Annotated in this window: 18 protein-coding genes and 2 pseudogenes; 12 read left to right on the plus strand and 8 right to left on the minus strand. The window is 71.3% G+C overall.

The window, feature by feature from the left end; all coding sequences use genetic code 11:
• Positions 1-4 precede the first annotated feature (4 nt).
• The 4 genes from Asi02nite_RS11065 (at position 5) to Asi02nite_RS11080 (ending at position 2,816) form a co-directional block, all read left to right on the plus strand.
• A complete protein-coding gene (locus Asi02nite_RS11065; protein WP_203712271.1) occupies positions 5-1,201 on the plus strand; it encodes a phosphoglycerate kinase in 1,197 nt (398 codons plus the stop codon).
• Complete coding sequence (gene tpiA, locus Asi02nite_RS11070) at positions 1,201-1,992, plus strand: triose-phosphate isomerase (RefSeq protein WP_203712272.1); 792 nt, start codon at positions 1,201-1,203, stop codon at positions 1,990-1,992. The genes Asi02nite_RS11065 and tpiA overlap by 1 nt, the downstream gene beginning before the upstream one ends.
• An 84-nt stretch (positions 1,993-2,076) precedes the next feature.
• Positions 2,077-2,331 carry a preprotein translocase subunit SecG gene (secG, locus tag Asi02nite_RS11075; protein ID WP_203712273.1) on the plus strand — a complete coding sequence of 85 codons (255 nt, stop codon included), beginning with the start codon at positions 2,077-2,079 and terminating at the stop codon, positions 2,329-2,331.
• Between the two features lie 140 nt (positions 2,332-2,471).
• Positions 2,472-2,816 (plus strand): RNA polymerase-binding protein RbpA, encoded by a 345-nt coding sequence (locus Asi02nite_RS11080; RefSeq protein WP_203712274.1) that lies wholly within the window; start codon positions 2,472-2,474, stop codon positions 2,814-2,816.
• On the opposite strand, the gene Asi02nite_RS11085 is transcribed toward Asi02nite_RS11080, so the two are convergent.
• The 7 genes and pseudogenes from Asi02nite_RS11085 to tkt form a co-directional block, all read right to left on the minus strand.
• The gene (locus Asi02nite_RS11085; RefSeq protein ID WP_203712275.1) at positions 2,813-3,004 is read right to left on the minus strand and encodes a hypothetical protein; all 192 of its coding nucleotides are present in this window, start codon (positions 3,002-3,004) and stop codon (positions 2,813-2,815) included. The genes Asi02nite_RS11080 and Asi02nite_RS11085 overlap by 4 nt on opposite strands.
• 69 nt (positions 3,005-3,073) lie before the next feature.
• Positions 3,074-3,847: a 6-phosphogluconolactonase gene (gene pgl, locus Asi02nite_RS11090; RefSeq protein WP_203712277.1), complete on the minus strand. Its 774-nt coding sequence runs from the start codon at positions 3,845-3,847 to the stop codon at positions 3,074-3,076.
• 217 nt (positions 3,848-4,064) lie between these two features.
• Positions 4,065-5,036 (minus strand): annotated as a pseudogene (locus tag Asi02nite_RS11095) (glucose-6-phosphate dehydrogenase assembly protein OpcA); the annotation flags it as partial.
• Complete coding sequence (zwf, locus tag Asi02nite_RS11100) at positions 5,033-6,550, minus strand: glucose-6-phosphate dehydrogenase (protein WP_203712281.1); 1,518 nt, start codon at positions 6,548-6,550, stop codon at positions 5,033-5,035. The gene zwf and the pseudogene Asi02nite_RS11095, both read right to left, overlap by 4 nt.
• A gap of 5 nt (positions 6,551-6,555) precedes the next feature.
• On the minus strand, positions 6,556-8,163 hold the full coding sequence (locus Asi02nite_RS11105) for a phosphoglucose isomerase-related protein (protein WP_239126636.1): 1,608 nt from the start codon (positions 8,161-8,163) through the stop codon (positions 6,556-6,558).
• Between the two features lie 93 nt (positions 8,164-8,256).
• Positions 8,257-9,399, minus strand: a complete 1,143-nt coding sequence (tal, locus tag Asi02nite_RS11110; RefSeq protein WP_203712285.1) for a transaldolase — start codon at positions 9,397-9,399, stop codon at positions 8,257-8,259.
• A 14-nt stretch (positions 9,400-9,413) separates the two neighbouring features.
• Positions 9,414-11,549 carry a transketolase gene (gene tkt, locus Asi02nite_RS11115; protein ID WP_203712287.1) on the minus strand — a complete coding sequence of 712 codons (2,136 nt, stop codon included), beginning with the start codon at positions 11,547-11,549 and terminating at the stop codon, positions 9,414-9,416.
• Positions 11,550-11,794: 245 nt separating this feature from the next.
• Here tkt and Asi02nite_RS11120 point away from each other — a divergent pair, with 245 nt between their 5' ends.
• The 3 genes and pseudogenes from Asi02nite_RS11120 to Asi02nite_RS43060 all read left to right on the plus strand — a co-directional run.
• Positions 11,795-12,733, plus strand: coding sequence for a heme o synthase (locus Asi02nite_RS11120; RefSeq protein WP_373312220.1), 939 nt, complete (start codon positions 11,795-11,797; stop codon positions 12,731-12,733).
• Between the two features lie 235 nt (positions 12,734-12,968).
• Positions 12,969-13,304: a hypothetical protein gene (locus Asi02nite_RS11125; protein ID WP_203712289.1), complete on the plus strand. Its 336-nt coding sequence runs from the start codon at positions 12,969-12,971 to the stop codon at positions 13,302-13,304.
• A 22-nt stretch (positions 13,305-13,326) separates the two neighbouring features.
• Positions 13,327-13,590: pseudogene (locus Asi02nite_RS43060) on the plus strand (DcsG N-terminal domain-containing protein); the annotation flags it as partial.
• Between the two features lie 483 nt (positions 13,591-14,073).
• Here Asi02nite_RS43060 and Asi02nite_RS11135 read toward each other — a convergent pair.
• The gene (locus Asi02nite_RS11135) at positions 14,074-15,099 is read right to left on the minus strand and encodes a COX15/CtaA family protein (protein WP_308440147.1); all 1,026 of its coding nucleotides are present in this window, start codon (positions 15,097-15,099) and stop codon (positions 14,074-14,076) included.
• A gap of 127 nt (positions 15,100-15,226) precedes the next feature.
• Here Asi02nite_RS11135 and Asi02nite_RS11140 point away from each other — a divergent pair, with 127 nt between their 5' ends.
• The 5 genes from Asi02nite_RS11140 (at position 15,227) to sufC (ending at position 19,730) form a co-directional block, all read left to right on the plus strand.
• Entirely contained in the window at positions 15,227-15,943 is a 717-nt protein-coding gene (locus Asi02nite_RS11140; RefSeq protein WP_373312221.1) for a helix-turn-helix transcriptional regulator, read from the plus strand.
• A gap of 10 nt (positions 15,944-15,953) precedes the next feature.
• Positions 15,954-17,387, plus strand: coding sequence for a Fe-S cluster assembly protein SufB (gene sufB, locus Asi02nite_RS11145; RefSeq protein ID WP_203712294.1), 1,434 nt, complete (start codon positions 15,954-15,956; stop codon positions 17,385-17,387).
• Positions 17,388-18,554 (plus strand): Fe-S cluster assembly protein SufD, encoded by a 1,167-nt coding sequence (gene sufD / locus Asi02nite_RS11150; RefSeq protein ID WP_203712296.1) that lies wholly within the window; start codon positions 17,388-17,390, stop codon positions 18,552-18,554.
• Positions 18,551-18,886, plus strand: a complete 336-nt coding sequence (locus Asi02nite_RS11155; protein ID WP_203712298.1) for a non-heme iron oxygenase ferredoxin subunit — start codon at positions 18,551-18,553, stop codon at positions 18,884-18,886. The genes sufD and Asi02nite_RS11155 overlap by 4 nt, the downstream gene beginning before the upstream one ends.
• A 70-nt stretch (positions 18,887-18,956) precedes the next feature.
• Complete coding sequence (gene sufC, locus Asi02nite_RS11160) at positions 18,957-19,730, plus strand: Fe-S cluster assembly ATPase SufC (RefSeq protein ID WP_203712300.1); 774 nt, start codon at positions 18,957-18,959, stop codon at positions 19,728-19,730.
• Positions 19,731-19,738: the final 8 nt, after the last annotated feature.

The raw sequence follows: 19,738 nt of genomic DNA on the forward strand, positions 1-19,738 counted from the left end.
CGACATGAAGACGCTTGACGATCTCCTCGCGGAGGGAGTCGCGGGTCGGCGCGTGCTCGTGCGCGCCGACCTGAACGTCCCCTTCGAGAAGGACAAGCCCGGAGTCATCGCCGACGACGGCCGCATCCGGGCGGTCCTGCCGACCCTCACCGCGCTCCGCGACGCGGGCGCCGCCGTGGTCGTGATGTCCCACCTGGGCCGCCCCAAGGGCGCGCCCGACCCGAAATACACGCTGACCCCGGTCGCGCGGCGGCTCGGTGAGCTGGCCGGCAGCGAGGTCGTCTTCGCGACCGACACCGTCGGCCCGGACGCGACCGCCAAGGTGGCCGAGCTGGGCGGCGGGCAGCTGCTGCTGCTCGAGAACCTGCGCTTCAACGCCGGTGAGACCAGCAAGGACGACGCCCAGCGGGGCGCCTTCGCCGACCAGCTCGCCGCGTTCGCCGAGGCGTACGTCGACGACGCGTTCGGCGCCGTGCACCGCAAGCACGCCAGCGTCTTCGACGTGCCCGCCCGGCTCCCGCACTTCGCGGGCGGCCTGGTGCTGCGCGAGGTCGAGGTGCTCGCCAGGCTGACCGAGAGCCCCGAGCGGCCGTACGCGGTCGTGCTCGGCGGCGCCAAGGTCTCCGACAAGCTGGCGGTCATCGAGGCGCTGCTGCCCAAGGTCGACAAGCTCCTGGTCGGCGGCGGCATGTGCTTCACCTTCCTCAAGGCCCAGGGCCACGAGATCGGGAAGTCGCTCCTCGAGGACGACATGCTCGACACCTGCCGCGAGCTGCTCGCCCGCGGCGGCGACAAGATCGTGCTCCCGACCGACGTGGTGGCCGCGACCGAGTTCTCGGCCGACGCCGACCACGCGGTGGTGCCCGCCGACGCGATCCCGGCCGACCGGCTCGGGCTCGACATCGGCCCGGCCAGCGTCGCCGCGTTCGCCGGTGCCCTCGCCGGTGCGCACACCGTCTTCTGGAACGGCCCGATGGGCGTCTTCGAGCTCGCGCCGTTCGCGGCCGGCACCCGGGGCGTCGCCGAGGCGATCATGAAGGTCGACGGCCTCACGGTCGTCGGCGGCGGTGACTCGGCGGCCGCCGTACGCGCGCTCGGTCTCGACGAGTCCGCGTTCGGGCACATCTCCACCGGCGGGGGAGCCTCGCTGGAATACCTCGAGGGCAAGCGCCTTCCCGGCATCGCCGCACTGGAGTCCTGATGGCGCAGCAGTCGCGCCGGCCGCTGATGGCCGGCAACTGGAAGATGAACCTCAACCACCTCGAGGCCATCGCCCTGGTGCAGAAGCTGGCCTTCAGCCTCAACGAGCAGCAGCTCTCCGACGTCGAGACGGTGGTGATCCCGCCGTTCACCGACCTGCGCAGCGTGCAGACCCTGGTCGACGGCGACAAGCTGCTGATCGGGTACGGCGCGCAGGACCTCTCGCCGCACAAGGGTGGCGCCTACACCGGTGACATCTCGGGCCCGATGCTGGCCAAGCTCGGCTGCGGGTTCGTGGTGGTCGGCCACTCGGAGCGCCGGCAGTACCACCACGAGGACGACGCGGTGGTCAACTCGAAGGTGCAGGCGGCGCTGGCCAACGAGCTCACGCCGATCTTCTGCGTCGGCGAGGGGCTCGAGGTGCGCGAGGCGGGCGAGCAGGTGGCGCACGTCGTCGCGCAGCTCGACGCCGGCCTCGACGGGCTCAAGGCCGAGCAGGTGCGCAAGGTCGTGATCGCGTACGAGCCGGTCTGGGCGATCGGCACGGGCAAGACCGCGACCCCGGAGGACGCGCAGGAGGTGTGCGGCGCGCTCCGCACCCGCCTGGCCGAGCGGTTCGACACCGAGACGGCCGAGACCACCCGCATCCTGTACGGCGGCTCGGTCAAGGCCAACAACGTGGCCGCGATCATGGCCCAGCCGGACGTCGACGGCGCTCTCGTCGGTGGTGCCAGCATCGACGCGGACGAGTTCGTGCAGATCGTCCGGTTCCCGGAGCACATCAAGAAGTGAGGCACCGGTGGCCGGGTCCGCACATGCCGGACCCGGCCGCTATCCTTGCTCTGTCGCGCCCATCCGAAGGGAAAACCCACCACCATGCCGATCGCATTCGCCTACACGTTGATCGTGTTGCTGATCATCACGAGCGTGCTGCTGACGATGCTGGTCCTGCTGCACCGCGGCAAGGGTGGCGGCCTTTCGAGCATGTTCGGCGGCGGCGTCAGCACCAACCTCGCCGGCTCCTCGGTGGCCGAGAAGAACCTCGACCGCTACACCATCCTGGTGGGGATCGTGTGGTTCGCGTGCATCGTGGGTCTGGGCCTCTGGCTCAAACTCGCCGTCGCGAGCTAGCACACATCCTGGCCAAACAGTCGTAAACTCGTGCGCGGCCCGTCTCGGGCCGCGCACGATTTCTATTCCCGCTTCACCGCGTCGCGACGCCGCGCTTCCCCCGCGGCCGAGACCCCGCACGACGACAGGAGCGACATACCGTGCCCAGCGGCAGCGCAATCCGTGGCACCCGGGTTGGTTCCGGGCCGATCCGACCCACCGAGCGGTGCGAACCCGCTCCCCGGCGCCCGGTCACCTACTGGTGCGCCAACGACCACACGATCGAGATCTCGCTGGCGGCCGAGGTCGTCCCGCCGGCAACGTGGGACTGCCCGCGCTGCGGGCAGCCGGGCGGCCTCGACGCGGCCAACCCTCCGGGCCGGCCGCGCAACGAGCCCTACAAGACCCACCTGGCCTACGTGAAGGAACGGCGCAGCGACGCCGACGGCGCGGCCATCCTCGCCGAGGCGCTCGCCAACCTCCGCCAACGCCGCGGCGAAAACTAGCCTGACGGCGTCAGCAGCCGGCGGCTGGTCGTCGACCGGCCGCGCAGCGGACGCCCACCGGCCGGGGTGCGGTCACCGTCGGAACGATCGCCGTGCGCGACAGGACCGAGGCCGACCCGCGCGGGCGTGAGCCGCCCGCGGACCGGCCCGGCCGCCGCCGCCAGATCCTTGCGCAGCTCATCGAGCACGGTGCGTGGGTCGCCGCTCTCCGAGAGTGACGATCCCTCCCGGGTAAGAGCCCGCTGCCCGTGCAGGGTTCAGCTGCGGACGCTGCGGAACGTGCGGCGGACCTGGGTCGCGGCCGCGCTGTCGAGGTGCCAGATCGTGCGGTTCACGCCGTGCACCCCCGCCGCCGGTAGCTGGACCGGGCCCGCGCCCGTCAGGGCCATGCCGACCGCGTCCGCCTTGTCCGGGCCCGCGGCGACCAGCCAGATCTGGTCGGCGGTGTTGATCGTGGGCAGGGTCAGCGTCGTGCGGACCGGGGGTGGCTTCGGGCTGCCCCGGACCGCGCTGACCGGCCTCGTCTCGTAGGCCACCGGGTGTTCCGGGAAGACCGACGCCACATGGCCGTCCTCGCCGACGCCGAGCATGAGCACATCGAAGTGGGGGAGCGGGGCCGTGCCCGGCCGGGCCGCCCGCGCCAACTCCTGTGCGTACCGGGCCGCCGCCGCCTCCGGGTCGTTGCCGTCCGGGCCGTCGGACGGCGGCATGGCGTGCACCCGCTCCGCCGGCACCCGCAGCGCGTCGATGAGCTGCGCGCGGGCCTGCGTCTCGTTGCGGTCCGGGTGGCCGTCGGGCAGGAACCGCTCGTCGCCCCACCAGAAGTCGACACGCGCCCAGTCGACCGCGTCGCTGGCCGGGAAGTCGCGGACGGCGCGGTGCACGGCGCCCGCGATCCGGCCGCCGGTCAGCACCCAGGACGCCGAGCCGCGTTCGGCCTGCGCGTCGATCAGGGTGACCACCAGGCGCGCCGCGACCGCCTGGGCCAGCACGTCGGGGTCGGAATGGACGATGACGCTCGTCTCGCTCATGCCTCCACCGTCCTTCGGCCGGCGGACGCACGCGCGCCGCGCACCGGGCCGCCTCGCTCGCTCATGTTCCGCTGCCTTCGGAGGGGGTGGTCGGTGCGGAGCCCTGGGCGGTGCCGGCGCCCGCGGAGGCAGGGCGGACCCGGTCGCCGGTGCGCGGCGGCATGTCCTCCGGCTGGGTGGGCGGGCCGCCGCCGACGATGCCCGGGCCGAGACCCGGTGCGTTGCCGGCCGTCACCGGGTCCTTCCAGACGTGCACCCGGTGGGCCGGGCGGGTGTCGAGGCCGGTCTCGCCGGACATCGCGCTCAGCGCCGCCGCGTAGACCTGGTCCGGGTCGAGCCGGCGCAGCTCCTCGGCCAGCTCCTCGCCGAGCGGACGGCGTACCAGCGGCAGTTGGCGCTCGTCCTGGTTGGTCCGGTCGAACGTCGCCATGTCCTGCTCGCGGACCAGCTTGAGCCGGTCGTTGTTGGCGGCGACGAGACAGACCGAGTGCATGATCCGGTATTTGTCGTCCTGCTCCAGCCGCGGCTTGATGTCGAGCCGGGCGGAGAGCCAGCCGGACATCAGCGCGGCGGTCGGGTCGTGGTCGTTGGCCTCGATCGTCGCGCCGACGACGCGCTCCTCGGTCGTGTCGAAGGCCGACGCGACCAGGGTGCGCCACGGGGTGATCCGGGTCCACGCGAGGTCGGTGTCGCCGGGCGCGTAGTCCTTGGCGCGCTGCCGCAGCGCGGCGACAGGATCCGCGGTCTGCGACACGTCGGTGATCCGGCGGTCGGCCACCACGCCCAGGAAGTCGTTGGCGATCTTCTCCGGCGGCTCGCCGTGCCACCAGGTGACCACGGGGACGTCCGGCACCAGCAGCGGCATCACGACGGACTCGGCGTGCAGGGCGAGCCGGCCGTACATCCGCATGACGACGGCCTCGCACGGGCCGAGCCGGCCACCGACGACCACCTCGGCGTCGAGGCGGTTGCTGGGCCGCTCGACGTCGGCGCGGACCACGATCAGCAACCGGCACGGGTGCATCGAGGCCGCGATCGTCGCCGCCGCCTCGGCCTCCCGGACGCGCTTCTCGTCGACGACGACGATCAGCGTCAGCGCCATGCCGCTGGCCACGCCGCCGGCGGACCGGCGTTCCGTGGCCAGCGCCTTGACCACCTCGTTGCCGGTGGTGTCCCAGAGCCCGATCATGCCCGCCTCCAGTGCCGGCCGTCCCGGCGCAGCAGCTCGTCGGCCGCGTGCGGCCCCCACTCACCCGAGCGGTACGGCTCGGGCGACGTGCCGGCCCAGGCCTCCTCCAGCGGGTCGATGACCCGCCAGCTCTGCTCCACCTCGGCCGCGTCGGGGAACAGAGTCCGGTCGCCGATCAGGACGTCGAGCACCAGCCGCTCGTACGCCTCGGGGCTGGACTCGGTGAACGCCGCACCGTACTCGAAGTCCATCGCGATGTCGCGGACCTCCATGGTGGTGCCGGGCACCTTGGAGCCGAACTTGAGCACCACGCCCTCGTCGGGCTGCACCCGGATGACGAGCTGGTTGGCGCCGAGCATCTCCATGTCGTGCTGGTTGAACGGCAGGTGCGGCGCCTTCTTGAAGATGATCGCCAGCTCGGTGACCCGGCGCGGGAGCCGCTTGCCGCACCGCAGGTAGAACGGCACGCCCGCCCACCGCCGGTTCTGCACGTTGAGCTTCACGGCGACGTACGTCTCCGTGGTGGAGTCGGACGGGACGTTCTTCTCCTCCAGGTAGCCGACGGCGCGCTCGCCGCCGACCCAGCCCGGAAGGTATTGCCCGCGGACCGTCTCGCCGCGGATATCGGTCGGCACCTTGATGGCCCGCAGCACCTTGAGCTTCTCGGTGCTGATCTCGGCGGCGTCGAAGCTGGTCGGCTCCTCCATCGCGACCAACGTCATCAGCTGGAGCAGGTGGTTCTGCAGCACGTCGCGGGCGGCGCCGGCGGCGTCGTAGAAGCCCGCCCGGGTGCCGATGCCCACGTCCTCGGCCATCGTTATCTGCACGGAGTCGACATATTTGCTGTTCCACAGCGGCTCGAACAGGTTGTTGGCGAACCGCAGCGCCAGGATGTTCTGGACCGTCTCCTTGCCGAGGTAGTGGTCGATCCGGAACACGTCCTCGCGGGTGAACACGTCGTCGACCAGGCCGTTGAGCGCCTTGGCCGAGGCCAGGTCGTTGCCGAACGGCTTCTCCACCACGACCCGCCGCCAACCGCCGGACTTGCGGTTGTCGGCCATGCCCGTGCGGGCGAGCTGCTTGAGCACGATCGGGAACGCCGGTGGCGGGATCGCGAAGTAGAACGCGGCGTTGCCGGTGATGCCGTGCGTGTCGCGCAGCTCGTCGAGCGTCGCGGCGAGCTGGTCGAACGCCTCGTCGTCGTCGAAGGCGCCCGGCACGAACTTGATGTTGCCGGCGAGCCGGGCCCACACCTCCTCGCGCCAGGGGGTGCGGGCGCCGCGCTTGGCCGCCTCCATCGCCAGGGACTCGAAGTCGCCGTCGCCCCAGTCACGCCGGGCGAACCCGAGCACCACGAAGCCCGGCGGCAGCAGCCCGCGGTTCGCCAGGTCGTAGATGGCGGGCAACAGCTTCTTGCGAGACAGGTCGCCGGTCACGCCGAAGATCACCAGAGCGCAGGGCTCCGGGATCCTCGGCAGGCGGCGATCCTGGGGGTCACGCAGCGGGTTCACCACAGCTCCTAGTGTGAATCCTTGCCGGCGGGCAGTGCCGCCAACGCGCGCAGCAGCTGGTCGATGCCCGCCGCCCGGTCGGTGAGGTGCAGCCGGACCACCGGCCGGCCCCGGTCGGTCATCGCCTTGCGGTCGCCGGCGGCCTGGGCGGCCTGCAGCTCGGCGAAGCCGTACGGCTTGCCGGCGATCGGCAGGTCCGCGAGGACCGCGCCGGTGAGCTGCAGGAACGAGCCGACCTGCGGACCGCCTTTGTGATATTGCCCGGTCGAGTGCAGGTAGCGCGGGCCCCAGCCGAACGTCACGGGCCGCCCGGACGCCGTCGCCAGCGCCGCGCGGACCTGCTCGGCCTTCGCGTCGCCGACCCGGTCGAGGAACGCCAGCACCGCGAGGTAGCCGTGCGGGTCGATGCCGCCGACCAGATCGCGCAGCACCGCCTCCAGGCTGTCGCCCGCGGCGCCGTGCACCTCGATCGCACCTTCGGTGAAGGACGGCTCCTCGGAGGGCAGCCCCTCGGCCAGGATCCGGGTCGTGTTGCTCTTGGACTCGGTCACGTTGGGCTGGTTGAACGGGTCGATGCCGATCACCCGGCCCGCGATCGCGGTGGCGAACTCCCAGGTCAGGAACTGCGCGCCCAGCGGGCCGTTGACGGACAGGTCGGGGCGGACGCCGCCGCCGGGCACGCCGGCCGGCAGCTGCGCGCCACCGACCGTGACCGTGACCACGTCGGAGCCGTGCGCGCCGGGGCTGTCCGGGGTCTCGATGACCACCGGCAGGATGCCCTTGCCGTCCTTGCCGGTCGACTCGGCGATGAGCTGCTCCGCCCAGTCGCCGAGGCCGACGATGCCGGTGCCGTCGGAGACCAGCGCCACCTTGTCGCGGCCGCCGGTCGCGGCCGTGCCGAGCGCCGCGCCCAGCGCGAGGCCCGGGTTGCCGCTCTCCTCGGAGAGCGCCGGCAGCAGCTCCTCGGCCTGGTCGAGCAGCTCGGCCACGTCGACGCCGGCCAGCGCGGACGGTACGACGCCGAACGCCGTCAGGGCCGAGTAGCGCCCGCCGACGTCGGGGTCGGCCAGGAAGACCTGGGCGCCCATCTCGCGCCCGGTGGTCTCCAGGGGCGACCCCGGGTCGGTGACGATCACGAAGTGCCGGCCCGCCTCGGCCTCGGTCATGCCGGCGTCGAGAAAGGCCTGCCAGTACGCGCGGCGGTGGCTGTCGGTCTCCACGGTGCCGCCGGACTTGCTGGACACGACGACGAGCGTGCGGTCCAGCCGGTCGGCCAGCGCGGCCCGGATCTGTGCCGGGTCGGTGGTGTCGAGCACGGTCAGCTCGACGCCCAGGGTGCGGGTGACGACCTCCGGCGCGAGCGACGAGCCGCCCATGCCGGCGAGCACCACGTGGTCGAGGTCGGCCAGCTCGGTGCGCAGCTCGGCCAGCCGGGGGAGCAGCTCGCGGCTCTGCCGGAACGTGTCGACCCAGCCGAGCCGGATCTTCGCCTCGGCCTCGGCGTCGGGACCCCACAGCGTGGCGTCCTTGGCGACGAGCTTGGCCGGCACGTCGTCGCCGACCAGCGCCGCGCGGGTGGCCGCGGCGTCGGTGCTGCCGGCCCCGTAGACGGCGATGCCCGCCGCCGCGACGACGCCGTCGGCGAATGCCGGACCGGCGTCGTCGCTCTCCGGGACCCCGTCGGACCCGAACCCGTAGGTGCTCACCAGCTAGCCCTTCGCCGCGTCGCTCGGCTTGTCCGAGCCGGCGGCCGCCGCCTTGAGCGAGGCGTCCACGCCGTCGATGAGCTCCTGCCAGCTCGCCGAGAACTTCTCGACGCCCTCGCGCTCCAGCGTGTCGAACACGTCGTCGAGGTCGATGCCCACCCGGGTGAGGTCGGCCATCACCTGCTTGGCGTCGTCGTAGTTGCCGGTCACCGTGTCGGCCTCGGTCTCACCGTGGTCGGCCCAGGCGTGGATGACCGACTCCGGCATCGTGTTGACGACGCCCGGCGCGATCAGGTCGCGGACGTAGAGCGTGTCCGGGTAGTCGGGGTTCTTGGTCGACGTCGACGCCCACAGCGGCCGCTGCGGCTTGGCGCCCGCGTCGGCCAGCGCCTGCCAGCGCTCGCCGCCGAACACCTCGGAGTAGCGCTCGTAGGCCAGCCGCGCGTTGGCGACCGCGCCCTTGCCGCGCAGCGCCTTGGCCTCGTCGCTGCCGATCTTCTCGAGCCGATGGTCGATCTCGGTGTCGAAGCGGGAGACGAAGAAGGACGCGACCGACGCGAGGTTGGTCAGGTCGTGCCCGTTGGCCTTCGCCTGCTCCATGCCGGCCAGGAACGCGTCCATGACCTGGCTGTAGCGGTCGAGCGAGAAGATCAGCGTCACGTTGACGCTGATGCCGGCGGCCAGCGCCGCGGTGATCGCCGGCAGACCCTCCTCGGTCGCCGGGATCTTGATGAAGGCGTTGGGCCGGTCGATCAGCCACCAGAGCGCCTTGGCCTCGGCGATCGTCTTGTCGGTCTCGCGGGCGAGCCGCGGGTCGACCTCGAGCGAGACGCGGCCGTCGACGCCGTTGGAGGCGTCGTAGGCGGGCCGCATCACGTCGCACGCCCAGCGCACGTCGTACGACGTGAGCATGCGCACGGCCTCTTCCGTCGCAACGCCCCGGGTGGCCAGGTCGCGGACCTGGCCGTCGTACGCGTCCGCGTCGGCGAGGGCCTTGGCGAAGATGGTCGGGTTGGTGGTCACGCCCACGACGTGCTGTTCGCGGCGCAACTGGTCCAGGGTGCCGGTGCTAAGGCGTACGCGGGAAAGGTCGTCGAGCCACACGGCGACGCCCGCGGCCGAAAGCTCGGCCAGCCGGTCAGTCATGATCCTTCGCTCCCTCAGTTGCCCGTGGTGGTGCCGGTGATGGCGCCGACCTTCGCCAGCGAGGCGTGCGCCTTCGCGACGACGTTGTCGGCGGTGAATCCGAACTGTTCGAAGAGCACCGTGTAGGGCGCGCTCGCCCCGTAGTGCTCGATGCTGACGCTCTCGCCGGAGTCGCCGACCAGGTCACGCCACGACATGGCGATGCCGGCCTCGACGCTGACCCGCGCCTTGACCGCGTTGGGCAGCACGCTCTGCCGGTAGGCCTCGTCCTGCGCCCGGAACCACTCCTGGCAGGGCATCGAGACGACCCGGGTCGGGGTGCCGGCGGCCTCCAGCCGCTCCTGCGCGGCCAGGCAGAGCTGCACCTCGGAGCCGGTGCCCATGAGGATCACCTCGGGCTGCGCGTTGGACGCCTCGGAGAGGATGTAGCCGCCGCGGGCCACGTTCTCGGCCCCGGAGTACCGCTCGCGGTCGATGGTCGGCAGCGCCTGGCGGGTCAGCGCGAGCGCGGTCGGCCGGTCGGTGTGCTCCATGGCCAGCCGCCACGCCCAGGCGGTCTCGTTGGCGTCGGCCGGGCGCACCACGTCGAGGCCCGGGATGGCCCGCAGCGCGGTCAGGTGCTCGATCGGCTGGTGCGTCGGGCCGTCCTCGCCGAGGCCGATGGAGTCGTGCGTCCAGACGTAGGTGACCGGCAGCTTCATCAGCGCCGCGAGTCGCACCGACGGTCGCATGTAGTCGCTGAACACCAGGAACGTGCCACCGTACGGGCGGGTCGCGCCGTGCAGCACGATGCCGTTGAGGATCGCGCCCATGCCGTGCTCGCGGATGCCGAAGTGCAGCGTCCGGCCGTACTCGTCACCCGGGAACTCCTTGGTGGCGTGCTCGGCCGGGACGAACGACGGCTCGCCCTTCATCGTGGTGTTGTTGCTCTCGGCCAGGTCGGCCGAGCCGCCCCAGAGCTCCGGGAGCACCGGCGCGAGCGCCTCGAGGACCTTGCCGGAGGCGGCCCGGGTGGCGACGCCCTTCGGGTCGGCCGGCCAGACGGGCAGCGCGTCGGTCCAGCCCGCCGGCAGCGCCCGGGAGGTCAGCCGGTCGAACAGGGCCCGCCGGTCGGCGTTGTTCGACGACCAGGTGGCGAACGTCTTGTCCCACTCGGCGTGCTCGGCCTGTCCGCGCGCGACGGCGGCGCGGGTGTGCTCGAGCACCTCGGCCTCGACGTCGAAGCTCTTGCCCGGGTCGAAGCCGAGCACCTTCTTGGTCGCGGCGACCTCGTCGGCACCGAGCGCCGAACCGTGGATCTTGCCGGTGTTCTGCTTGTTGGGGGCCGGCCAGCCGATGATCGTGCGGAGCACGATGAACGACGGGCGGTCGGTGACGGCCTTCGCCGCCTCGATGGCCCGCCACAGCGCCTCCGGGTCCTCCCGGTAGTCGCCCTCGTCGGCGTGCCCGGCGCGCCAGTCGACGGTCTGGACGTGCCAGCCGTACGCCTCGTAGCGCAGCGCCACGTCCTCGCTCTTCGCGATCCGGGTGTCGTCCTCGATGGAGATCTCGTTGTCGTCCCAGATCGCGATCAGGTTGCCCAGCCGCTGGTGCCCGGCGAGCGAGCTGACCTCGTGGCTGATGCCCTCTTCGATGTCACCGTCGGAGACGATCGTGTAGACGTGGTGGTCGAACAGCGACCCGCCGTTGGCCTCGGGGTCGAACAGGCCCTTCTCCCGGCGGGCGGCCATCGCCATGCCCACCGCGTTGCCGATGCCCTGGCCCAGCGGGCCCGTGGTCGTCTCGACGCCCTTGGTGTGGCCGTGCTCGGGGTGACCCGGCGTGAGCGAGCCCCACTGACGCAGCGACATCAGGTCCTCGAGACCGAGGCCGTAGCCGGTGAGGTAGAGCTGGATGTAGAGCGTCAGGCTGCTGTGCCCGGCGGAGAGCACGAACCGGTCGCGTCCCGGCCACTGCGGGTCGGTCGGGTCGTGCCGCATCACGCGGTTGAACAGCAGGTATGCGGCGGGCGCCAGGCTCATGGCGGTGCCCGGGTGACCGTTGCCGGCCTTCTCGACCGCGTCCATCGCGAGGACGCGGATCGTGTCGACCGCCTTGCGGTCCAGGTCGGACCAGGTGAATGAGGCTTGCTCTGACTTGTCGGCAGGCACGATGTATGCGCTCCTCGGCGAAGATTCCGGTCCCTCACCTCTGACCCTAGCGACCCGTGCTAAACACCTGCCGCCGGATCTCGCCCCGTGGGGCGTGTTGTGGGGCGGAAGACACTCACCGGGTGGTTCTCGCCGCACCGCGTCGGGTCGCCGATCAGCGCGGATACGCGCCGCGTACGCTGTCGATCGTTCTGTTGCCACCGTCCGCGGCTGGCGAGAAGCACCCCGGGAAGGTGGACACGGCCTTGAGCATGGTCACGGAGCGTCCGTCGCCGATCCTGGTGCCGGGACCCGTCCCGGTGCCCGCCCGGCGCGACCCCCGTGCCGTCGTCCGCGCCTACGTCGCCCTGACCAAGCCGCGCATCATCGAGTTGCTGCTGGTCACCACGGTGCCGGCGATGATCCTGGCCGCCGGCGGCATCCCGCCCGTCTCCACCATGGTGGTCGTCCTGGTCGGCGGCACGCTCGCCGCGGGCGCCGCCAACGCGCTCAACTGCTACATCGACCGCGACATCGACCAGCTCATGCGCCGCACCAAGCGGCGCCCGCTGCCCACCCACGCCCTCGCGCCGCAGAGCGTCCTGGTGTTCGGGCTGGTGCTGGCGGTGGTGTCGGTCGGCCTGATGGCGGGCTTCACCAACTGGCTCGCGGCCGGGCTGACCGCCGCCGCGATCGCCTACTACGACCTCGTCTACACGCTGTGGCTCAAGCGGACCACGCCGCAGAACACGTTCTGGGGCGGCGCCTGCGGTGCCGCGCCGGTGCTGATCGGCTGGGCGGCGGTCACCGGCGGCCTCTCGCCGCTGGCCTGGGCGCTGTTCGCGGTGGTCTTCTTCTGGCAGATGCCGCACTTCTACGCGCTGGCCATCAAATACAAGGACGACTACGCCCGGGCCGGCATCCCGATGCTGCCGGTCGTGCGCTCGGCCGCGCGGGTCAACCGCGAGATCATCCTGTTCACCTGGCTGACCGTGGCGGCGTCGCTGGCGGCCTGGCCGTTGGGCCTGGGCCCGCTCTACGGCATCACGGCCGCGGTGAGCGGCGTGGCGTTCCTCGTCGAGGCGTACCGGCTGGTGGGTCGGTCCAAGCGCGGCGAGGCGCTCAAGCCGATGCGGTTGTTCCACTGGTCGATCACGTACCTGACGATCGTCTCGCTCGCCGTCGCCGTCGACGCGCTCATCTGAGAGCCCGGCCCGATTCGGCCGCTTCAATCCGTGAAACGCCCGAATTGGGCGGTGTGCGCGCAGGCCACGGACGAGGGACGGCAGTTGTCCGAGATGTCATCCGAACTTAACTCCATATGTCTTACTTTGGTCCCGCAAACTTCCTGTGGCCTGTCTTAAATCAGCCGATGACAGGAGTCACAAAACACGATCGGATGGCACGCGGAATCCGGTAGGCGTGCTTACGCTCTCCGGCATGGCAGATGGTTCCGATACGACGCTGACGACCGATCAACCCCCCGCCACGACCCCCGAAGGTCTGGTGACGGGAATCCGGTCGTTCGCCGCCGGTCACGGCGGCGCCAGGGCGGTCATCGAGTACGTCGGCAAGCGCGGCGCCCGGATCGTCCTCGTCGGCGGGGACGGCACCTGGGACGACCAGTTCGCGGCGGAGGGCACCGACGTGGCCCGTGCGGCGTGTGTGAGCGCCGGGGTCACCGTGGAGAACGAGTGGGAGCGCGAGTTGATGGACCAGATGCGCCCGAGCAACGACCTCTGGCGGTCGATGGCGCGCCGCACCCTCTCGCGCTGAGCCTGATCGAGAGAGCTGATAGTTGACCACCACCACTTCCACCCACGAGCAGGCGGCGACCCGGGAGATTTCCCGGGTCGCTCTTGTCACCTGCGACCAGATACCCGACCTGGACGACGACGACCGCCTCCTGCTGGCGCCCCTGGCGGCCCGCGCGGTGCGGGCCGAGCCCGCTGTCTGGGACGACCCGGACGTCGACTGGGCCGCGTACGACCTCGTGGTGCTCCGCTCACCGTGGGACTACGCGCCTCGGCGGGCCGAGTTCATCACCTGGACCGCGGCCCGGGCCAACCTGGCGAACCCGGCCGACGTGATCGCGTGGAACACCGACAAGCGTTATCTGCGGGACCTGGCGGCAGCCGGGGTGCCCGGCATCCCGACCGATTGGGTCGAGCCCGGAGCGGACGCCTGGGCGGGCACGGCGACCGACGTGATCGTCAAGCCGGCCATCGGGGCGGGCAGTGTCGACGCGGGGCGCTACCGGCTCGACGACCCGGCGCAGCGGCAGGCCTTCGCGGCGCACCTGGCCCGGCTCACCGGCGCGGGGCGCACCGCGATGGTGCAGCCCTACCTGAGCGCCGTCGACACGGCCGGTGAGACCGCGCTGGTCTTCCTGCGCGGCCCCGACGGGCTGCGGTTCAGCCACGCCGCCACCAAGGGCGCGCTGCTGGCCGGCCCGGACGAGGGCGTGGACGGGCTCTACCGCGAGGAGACGATCACGCCCCGGCAGGCGACGGCCGCCGAGCTGGCGGTCGCGCAGCGGGCGTTGTCAGCGATCCCGGGCGGCGTCGACCGGCTGCTCTACGCGCGGGTCGACCTGATCCCCGGCGACGACGGCAGCCCGCTGCTGATCGAGCTCGAGCTCACCGAGCCCTCGCTGTTCCTGGGCACCGACGGCGGCGCCGCCGACCGCCTCGCCGAGGCCATCGCCACCGCGGGTCGACCAGAGCACCGCTAGCGTCGCCAGCCAGACCAGGCAGGCGCCGAGCATGTGCAGGCCGACCAGGATCTCGGGCAGGCCCGTGAAGTACTGCACGAAGCCGATGACGCCCTGGGAGAGCTCGACCGCGAGCAGCACCAGGGCGGCCCGGGCGGTACGCCGGTCACGGGTGGCCCGGGCGGCGAACCAGACCGCCAGCGTGAGGCCGATCAGCAGGAAGACCACGTCGGCGTGGAACTGCGCGATGGTCTCCGGGTCGAGCCCGGTGCGGTGCGCGTCGGCGTCGCCGGCGTGCGGGCCGGAGCCGGTCACGATCACGCCGAGCACGATCACGGCCAGCGAGACGGCGGTCAGCACCTGGATCAGTTGGCGCAGCGGGCCCGGCACCACCGTGCGGGTGGCGCGGCCGTCGATCGTGCGGCGCCAGAGCGCGTACGCCGCGACGAGGACGCCCATCGAGGCCAGGAAGTGCAGGCCGACGACCCAGGGGTTGAGGTCGGTCAGCACGGTGATCCCGCCGACCACGCCCTGCGCCGGGATGCCGAGGAACACGCCCAGCGCCAGCCGGCTGAGCCCGCGGGTCTGTGCCGACCGTTGCCGGCGGTGGTGGACGTAGGCCGCGATCAGCGTGGCCAGGGCGACGAGTCCCACGACCCAGCCGAGCATGCGGTTGGTGAACTCGATGACCCCGTGGATGCCCATTTCGCCGTTCGGCACGTACGAGGCGTCGGTGCACCGCGGCCAGGTCGGGCAGCCGAGGCCCGATCCCGTGAGGCGGACGGCCCCGCCAGTGACCACGATGGCGACGTTCGCGATGATGTTGGTCAGCGCCAGGCGGCGGATCAGGGGGATCACGGGCGAGATCCTACGTAATGTAGGAGAGAGATCGGTCCGCGCCCCCTTTCGGCCGATCCTGGGCGGTGATGTCGATCACTGGCGTGCCAGTTTGCTCCGCCCGGTGGAATTACGTAACGTTGTCGTAGTGAAAAACGCGGCGATGCTCCCTCCGCAGGCGGAGACGACCGGTTCCCCGGTCATCCCCGCGGATCGGCGCACCCGCGACCGGGTCCTCCGGCTCCTGCTGGAGCGGGGCACCGCCACCGCCGCCGAGCTCGGCGAGGCGCTGCGGCTCAGCCCCGCCGCCATCCGCAAGCACCTGGACGCCCTGCTGACCGAGGGCGACGTGGTCACCCGGCAGCGCCCGGTGCGCGCGGGCCGTGGCCGGGGCCGACCCGCCAAGGTGTTCACGCTGACCGACGCGGCGCGGCTGCGCTGCGGCCGGCACACCTACGACAACATGGCCACCGCGGCCCTGCGCTGGATCGCCACGCACGGTGGCGAGGGCGCGGTCGACGCGTTCGCCACCGAGCAGGTCGCCTCGCTGGAGAGCCGCTGCCGGGACGCCATGGAAGGCGCCGGCGACGACCCGATAGCGCGGGCCGAGGCGCTCGCCGACGCCCTGACCGCCGAGGGCTACGCTGCCAACGCTTCCACGATCGCCACCGGGGGGCAGCTGTGTCAGCACCACTGCCCGGTGGCACACGTGGCCGCCGAGTTCCCCGAGTTGTGTGAGGCCGAGACGGCGGTCATCTCCCGTCTCATCGGCACCCACGTCCAGCGACTCGCCACCATCGCGCACGGTGACGGGGTATGCACGACGCATATCCCCGCCCAGCACGGCAACCGACAGGAACTGTGAGGACAGATAGATGACCGAGCAGATCGTCCAGCCCGTCACCACCCAGGAGGAGCACCTCGCCGCCCTGGGTAACTACCAGTACGGGTGGGCCGACTCCGACACCGCAGGCGCCGCGGCGCAGCGCGGGCTCAACGAGGCGGTGGTGCGCGACATCTCCGCCAAGAAGAACGAGCCCGAGTGGATGCTCGATCTGCGCCTCAAGGGCCTGCGGCTGTTCGGCCGCAAGCCGATGCCGGACTGGGGCGCCGACCTCGACGGCATCGACTTCGACAACATCAAATACTTCGTCCGCTCGACCGAGAAGCAGGCGGCGAGCTGGGACGACCTGCCCGCGGACATCAAGAACACGTACGACAAGCTGGGCATCCCGGAGGCCGAGAAGCAGCGGCTGATCGCGGGCGTCGCGGCGCAGTACGAGTCCGAGGTGGTCTACCACAAGATCCGTGAGGACCTCGAGGAGCAGGGCGTCATCTTCCTCGACACCGACACGGGCCTGCGCGAGCACCCGGAGCTGTTCAAAGAATATTTCGGCTCCGTCATCCCGGTCGGCGACAACAAGTTCGCCGCGCTCAACACCTCGGTGTGGTCGGGTGGCTCGTTCATCTACGTCCCGCCGGGCGTGCACGTCGAGATCCCGCTGCAGGCCTACTTCCGGATCAACACGGAAAACATGGGCCAGTTCGAGCGGACGCTGATCATCGTCGACGAGGGTGCCTACGTGCACTACGTCGAGGGCTGCACCGCGCCGATCTACTCGTCGGACTCGCTGCACAGCGCGGTCGTCGAGATCATCGTGAAGAAGAACGCCCGCTGCCGCTACACGACCATCCAGAACTGGTCGAACAACGTCTACAACCTGGTCACCAAGCGCGCCGTGGCGCACGAGGGCGCGACCATGGAGTGGATCGACGGCAACATCGGCTCCAAGGTCACGATGAAGTACCCCGCGGTCTGGATGATGGGCGAGCACGCCAAGGGCGAGGTGCTCTCGGTCGCGATGGCCGGCGAGGGCCAGCACCAGGACGCCGGCGCCAAGATGGTGCACGCGGCTCCGCACACGAGCAGCACGATCGTCTCGAAGTCGATCGCGCGGGGTGGCGGCCGGACCTCGTACCGCGGCCTGGTCCAGGTGTTGGAGGGTTCCTCCCACTCGAAGAGCACCGTCAAGTGCGACGCGCTGCTCGTCGACACGATCTCGCGCTCGGACACCTACCCCTACGTCGACATCCGCGAGGACGACGTGGCGATGGGGCACGAGGCGACCGTCTCCAAGGTCAGCGAGGACCAGCTCTTCTACCTGATGAGCCGGGGCATGACCGAGGACGAGGCGATGGCGATGATCGTGCGCGGCTTCATCGAGCCGATCGCCAAGGAACTCCCGATGGAATACGCCCTGGAGCTCAACCGGCTCATCGAACTGCAGATGGAAGGGGCCGTCGGCTAAATGCCCACGGAAACCGAGGTGGCGGTCAACCCGCCCAAGACGTCGAGCGTGCCCAAGACCAAGGCGCAGAGCCTGCGTTCGGCCGATGTCGCCGACTTCCCGGCCCTGACCGGTCTCGAGGAGGAGTGGCGGTTCACGCCGCTCAAGCGGCTCCGTGGCCTTGCCACGGCGACGCCGGCGGCGGAGACGACGCTGAGCTGGGAGCACGAGGCCCTGCCGGCCGGCGTGACCGTCTCCCGGCTGGCCAAGGGTGACGAGCGGATCGGCCGCGTGCTGGTGCCGTTCGACCGGATCAGCGCGCTGGGCTTCGGAAACGCCGACGGCGCGACGCTGATCGCGGTCGCGCCCGAGGCCGAGCCCGCCGAGCCGGCCTGGGTGCGGGTCGTCGGCGGTGGCGCCGGCGTCGCGTACGCCCACACGGTCGTCGAGGTCGGCCGGTTCGCCAAAGCGACGCTGATCGTCGAGCAGACCGGGTCGACCACGCTGGCCGACAACGTCGAGGTCGAGGTCGCCGACGGTGCCCAGCTCACGCTGGTCACGGTCGCCGACTGGGCGCCCGACGCGGTGCAGGCCCAGCACATCAAGTTCCGGCTCGGCCGGGACGCCCGGGTCAGCCACGTGCAGGTGACGCTCGGCGGCGACCTGGTGCGCCAGTTCAGCAGCGTCGAATACACGGGCCGGGGCGGCGACGCGGAGCTCTACGGGCTCTACTTCGCCGACGGTGAGCAGCACCTGGAGCACCGCCAGCTCGTCGACCACAACATCCCGGACTGCCGCAGCTACGTCGGCTACCGCGGGGCGCTGCAGGGCGACGGCGCGCACACCGTCTGGGTCGGCGACGTGCTGATCCAGGTGGCGGCGACCGGCACCGACACCTACGAGATCAACCGCAACCTGGTGCTCAGCGACGGTGCCCGGGCCGACTCGGTGCCCAACCTCGAGATCGAGACCGGCGAGATCGTCGGCGCCGGCCACGCCAGCGCCACCGGCCGGTTCGACGACGAGCAGCTGTTCTACCTGATGGCCCGGGGCATCCCCGAGCACGAGGCCCGCCGGCTCGTGGTCCGCGGCTTCTTCGCGGAGCTGCTCCAGAAGATCCCGGACGAGGCACTGCGCGACCGGCTCGGCGACGCCGTCGAGGCCCGCCTGGCGAAGGGCGAGCAGTGAGCCTCGTCCGCCTGTGCTCCGTCGAGGACGTGCCCAAGGGCACGGCGATCCGGGCCGTCGCCGACGACCTGGAGCTCGCGGTCGTGCACGCCGAGGACGACAACTTCTACGTCGCCTACGACGAGTGCTCACACGCCGCGGTCGCCCTCTCCGAGGGCGAGGTCGACGGGTGCACGCTGGAGTGCTGGCTGCACGGCTCCCGTTTCGACCTGCGCACCGGCGAGCCGACCGGGCTGCCGGCGACCGAACCCGTACCTGTCTATCCCGTCGAAGTCCGTGACGGCGAGGTCTACGTCGCCCTCACACCTAGTAATGGAGTAATGCCCGCATGAGCGAGCGAAGCGAGCGCAGCCAACTCAGTCACCGGGGCTCGTGCTCCGCCGACCGTAGGGAGGGGGCGGCATGAGCACCCTGGAGATCCGCGACCTGAAGGTGTCGGTCAAGCTGCCCGACGGCCAGCTCAAGCCGATCCTGGTGGGCGTCGACCTCACGGTCCGCGCCGGGGAGACGCACGCCATCATGGGCCCCAACGGCTCGGGCAAGTCGACGCTCGCCTACTCGATCGCCGGCCACCCGAAGTACGAGATCACCGGCGGCTCGGTGACCCTCGACGGCGCCGACGTGCTGTCGATGACAGTCGACGAGCGGGCCCGGGCGGGCCTGTTCCTCGCGATGCAGTACCCGGTCGAGGTCCCCGGCGTCTCGGTGGCCAACTTCCTGCGTACGGCGAAGACCGCGATCGACGGCGAGGCGCCGAAGCTGCGCACCTGGTCGGCCGACCTGCGCGGCGCCATGCAGCGGCTCCAGATGGACCCGGCGTTCGCCCAGCGCAACGTCAACGAGGGCTTCTCCGGCGGCGAGAAGAAGCGGCACGAGATCGTCCAGCTCGAGCTGCTCAAGCCGAAGATGGCGATCCTCGACGAGACCGACTCGGGCCTCGACATCGACGCGCTGCGCGTGGTCAGCGAGGGCGTCAACCGGGTCCGCGAGACCGGCGACACCGGCCTGCTGCTGATCACCCACTACACCCGCATCCTGCGCTACATCAAGCCTGACTACGTGCACGTCTTCGCGGGTGGCCGGATCGTCGAAGAGGGCGGCCCGGAGCTGGCGGAGAAGCTCGAGGCGGAGGGCTACGCGCGCTACCTGGCGGAAACCGGTCCGGCCACGGCCTGACTCCACGC

The organism is Asanoa siamensis (assembly GCF_016862555.1).
Taxonomy (GTDB): domain Bacteria; phylum Actinomycetota; class Actinomycetes; order Mycobacteriales; family Micromonosporaceae; genus Asanoa; species Asanoa siamensis.

Excerpts from the sequence above, each read along its gene's own strand:
- sufD (WP_203712296.1), top strand. The coding sequence starts at position 17,388 with ATGCCCACGGAAACCGAGGTGGCGGTCAACCCGCCCAAGACGTCGAGC.
- sufB (WP_203712294.1), top strand. The coding sequence starts at position 15,954 with ATGACCGAGCAGATCGTCCAGCCCGTCACCACCCAGGAGGAGCACCTC.
- Asi02nite_RS11065 (WP_203712271.1), top strand. The coding sequence starts at position 5 with ATGAAGACGCTTGACGATCTCCTCGCGGAGGGAGTCGCGGGTCGGCGC.
- Asi02nite_RS11125 (WP_203712289.1), top strand. The coding sequence starts at position 12,969 with ATGGCAGATGGTTCCGATACGACGCTGACGACCGATCAACCCCCCGCC.
- tal (WP_203712285.1), bottom strand. The coding sequence starts at position 9,399 with ATGACTGACCGGCTGGCCGAGCTTTCGGCCGCGGGCGTCGCCGTGTGG.
- pgl (WP_203712277.1), bottom strand. The coding sequence starts at position 3,847 with ATGAGCGAGACGAGCGTCATCGTCCATTCCGACCCCGACGTGCTGGCC.
- tpiA (WP_203712272.1), top strand. The coding sequence starts at position 1,201 with ATGGCGCAGCAGTCGCGCCGGCCGCTGATGGCCGGCAACTGGAAGATG.
- secG (WP_203712273.1), top strand. The coding sequence starts at position 2,077 with ATGCCGATCGCATTCGCCTACACGTTGATCGTGTTGCTGATCATCACG.
- sufC (WP_203712300.1), top strand. The coding sequence starts at position 18,957 with ATGAGCACCCTGGAGATCCGCGACCTGAAGGTGTCGGTCAAGCTGCCC.